This window comes from Methanocrinis sp. (genome assembly GCF_049974945.1).
Taxonomy (GTDB): domain Archaea; phylum Halobacteriota; class Methanosarcinia; order Methanotrichales; family Methanotrichaceae; genus Methanocrinis.
Window position 1 is genome coordinate 1 of record NZ_JBNGCU010000150.1, and the last position, 3,203, is coordinate 3,203.

A 3,203-nucleotide genomic window follows, 5' to 3' on the forward strand; every position below is an offset into this window, starting at 1 on the left:
CGTCGGTGTACTTAAGAAAGGACTCCATGTAGGACTCGACTATCGCCTTTGTGATGGTAACTTCATCAAGCGCCATGAGTGGGGCGATTGGCCCGATCGGTGATAAAGATATCCTTTTTGGAAATTCTTATCTACCATCCAAACCTTTTCTTCTCTCGCGGATAATTGAGAAGGGGGATGGGCTCAGATGCCAGCGTGAGTTATGAGCCCCTCGCCCCCGTTGAGGGTGTATAGGATGGATTTCGATCCGAAGAGCGCTTTTCAGTCCCGGGAGGTGAGCTACTCGTACCAGGGCGAAGAGTTCGCCGACCCCAGAATCCTGGTGGTGGGGTGCGGAGATGCCGGATGCAGGATGGTGACCAGGCTTTCAAACCTCGGCGTCTCCGGCGCTGAGACCCTGGCTGTGAACACCGACCAGCGATGGATGGGCGAGATCAAAGCCGACGGGAAGATCCTGATCGGAAGGGGGGTGGTCGTCGGCGATGGTGCCGGAGGAGATCCCGAGGTCGGAAGGATCGCGGCCAAAAGGTCGGAGCGCGCCCTTTTGGAGGCCCTGGGAAGAAGAGACCTGGTATTTGTAGCCGCGGGCCTGGGGGGCGGGACGGGCGCGGGGGCGGCTCCCCTCATATGCAGGATGGCAAAGGATCTCGGAGCCACGGCCGTGGGGATCTTCACCCTTCCTCTGGCATCCGTCTTTCAAGAGGGCGTCGAGGGTGCCACGATAGATATCGAAGATCTGGTGAAGGCCACAAACACCTCCATAATTCTGGACAATAACAAAATTCTTGAGATGGCACCGGATCTCTCGGCGGAGCAGACCTTCTCGGTGATGGACCAGGTGGTGGCCGAGATCATAAAGGGGATCGTCGAGACGATAACCCAGACCTCCCTCATCAACCTGGACTACGCCGACGTCAGGACGATCATGGCCGATGGCGGCCTCTCGGCCGTCCTGGTTGGGGAGGCCGATTCGGGAGAGGGGGCCGAGGTGGTCGTCCTCTCGGCCCTGAGGTCGCCCATGCTGGAAGTGGAGACGAAAGCGGCTACCGGCTGTCTTCTGCACATAACGGGTGGCGAGGATCTCACTCTCAAGAAGGCGGCCGAGATCGCCGGCGCCCTCACCCGGGAGCTGGACGAAAGGGCGAACGTCATCTGGGGGGCGAGGGTGAAGGCGGGACGCGGGGGGAGGATAGGCCTGCTCGCGATAATGACCGGCGTCGGGACGCCGCGGGATCCCGGTCGATCGGAGGCTCTGTCCTCATGCGGCGGCCTCAGGACGGCATCTCGGTCCTGACCCGCACGAACTTCTCTTCCTCTCCCAGGGTCATGGTGGCGTCGACCCCCATCTTGGTGGTGATGCCGTCGACCGACCGTGGGTCGAGGGTGCTCCCCCGTACGCGGGGATAGATGACGACGTCCTCGTCACCCCGAACTCTCGTGGCCACGGCGTACTCCAGGTCCTGGGGGTTGTAGACGTCGATATCGTCATCGACGACCATCACATGCTTGAGACTTTTGTGGGCCTCGAAGGCTGCCTCGATCACCCTTCTCGGGTCGGACTGATCCCTCTTTTTGATCTGTATTACGGCGTGGAGGTAGGAGCAGCCGCCTTCGGTCAAGAGGACGTCCCTCGTATCGGCGACCGAGGATGCCGCCTTGAATATCAGAGGCTCGTAGGGGATGCCCATCAACATCTTGTGCTCGCCCCCCGAGGGGAGGAGGCCGTGGTAGATGGGAACCTCCCTCGTCATCATCTTCGTGAGGTGGATCACGGGCTCCATCCTTGGAAAGTCCCTTGTACCGGTTATGTCCACAAACGGCCCCTCTGAGGCCCTCTCGGCGTCGATGTAGCCCTCGAAGACGATCTCGGCGGCGGGGACCAGAACGCCGTTATCGAGAGAGACCAGTTCCACGGGGCTTCCGGAGAGGGCGCTCGCGTACTGAAACTCCATCCCCAGGGGGACTCGAGTGCTGGCGGCGATAAGGATCGCCGGATCGACCCCGATTACGATAGCGACCGGCAGCTTCTCCCCCTCACCAAGAGCCTCCTGGAGAAGCATATGGGTATGCCTTCCGGGAACGAGCCGGGCCGCCAGTTTGTCCTTGCCGATGACCATCATCCTGTGGACCGAGGCGTTCGTCTTATCTTTAAAGGCGGATACGACGATCCCGGAGGTGATGTAGGGGCCACCGTCCCCCCGAAAATGGGTGAGGATGGGAAGATATGATAGATCGGGCTTGCTCGCGGCCTCCATGAAGGGCGATGAGTCCACCTCCCGGACCCAGCCTCCGGCCACGTCGATTTTGGCCAGCTCTCGCGCCATCTCCTCTTTTGAGGTTTCGAGAGCCCTGGCCAGGAGGTCCCGAGTCCCGAGGACGTTCATGCAGCACTTCTTGCCGTCGACGTTGCTGTAGAGGACGGGGCCTGACCCGACGGAGAGGGCCGCAGCCTCGAGCACCGGTGAGATGGGGCGGTCCACCTCCTCCAGGAGGCCGGCCTCCTGAAGCTCGTGGAGGAAACCTCTGAAGCTCATGAGAGAGGAGAGGCCACCTCCCGATAAAGACCTTTCCTTCTCAGACGATCAGGACCGCGATAACTCCGGTCATGAATATACCGTCGAAGGTGCCCGCGCCTCCGATGCTCGCCACCGGGGCCCCGAGGTCAGCGATCCTGTTCAGGTTTAGGAGATCTGCCCCGATCAGTGTTCCGAGGACGCCCCCGACGTAGGCGGTGACGAAGCGGCCCTCGGGGATGGGGCAGAAGGCGGCGGTGAGGACGAGAGCAGAGAGGGCCGCCGCCAGCGGAGGTATGAATAGGGGGGTTGCGATCCCCAGGCCTTTAATCGGCCTTGCAACGCTGTGAGTCACCAGGGCGACGATGGCGGTCCCCGTCGCGGCGATGAAAGCGACCTGGGGGTAGGTCAGGAGGAGGTAGGCCGAGACCAGGACTGGGATCAGGGCGCCGCCGATGTTCACCGCCACCATCGTCTCGTTCGTCACCGTCTTCACCACCGGGACCCGATAGACCATCCCGAAGCTCCTGACGAAGGTCTCCTTCACCACCGGGACCTTCGACTCCATGGTGAAGAGGGGGAAGTTCATCCCCGCCCCCACCAGGGAGACCGCGAGGAGAAGTAGGGCGTCGGACCAGGAGAAGCCCATCTTGGTGAAGGCGGTGCTGAGGGCCCCGAAGAAGAGGAGGG

General features: G+C 61.8%; 3 protein-coding genes. 1 reads left to right on the top strand and 2 read right to left on the bottom strand.

What is annotated here, in order from left to right:
- Positions 1-235 precede the first annotated feature (235 nt).
- The gene (locus ACP5EL_RS09925; protein WP_428402352.1) at positions 236-1,294 is read left to right on the top strand and encodes a cell division protein FtsZ; all 1,059 of its coding nucleotides are present in this window, start codon (positions 236-238) and stop codon (positions 1,292-1,294) included.
- On the opposite strand, the gene ACP5EL_RS09930 is transcribed toward ACP5EL_RS09925, so the two are convergent.
- Positions 1,272-2,534, bottom strand: a complete 1,263-nt coding sequence (locus tag ACP5EL_RS09930) for a UbiD family decarboxylase (RefSeq protein WP_428402353.1) — start codon at positions 2,532-2,534, stop codon at positions 1,272-1,274. The genes ACP5EL_RS09925 and ACP5EL_RS09930 overlap by 23 nt on opposite strands.
- A 40-nt stretch (positions 2,535-2,574) precedes the next feature.
- Positions 2,575-3,203, bottom strand: a 629-nt coding sequence (locus tag ACP5EL_RS09935) for a DUF1614 domain-containing protein (RefSeq protein ID WP_428402354.1), incomplete at its 5' end; no start/stop codon positions are given.

What these genes read in the sequence shown, in the direction of transcription:
- ACP5EL_RS09925 (WP_428402352.1), top strand. Translation starts at nt 236, where the DNA reads ATGGATTTCGATCCGAAGAGCGCTTTTCAGTCCCGGGAGGTGAGCTAC.
- ACP5EL_RS09930 (WP_428402353.1), bottom strand. Translation starts at nt 2,534, where the DNA reads ATGAGCTTCAGAGGTTTCCTCCACGAGCTTCAGGAGGCCGGCCTCCTG.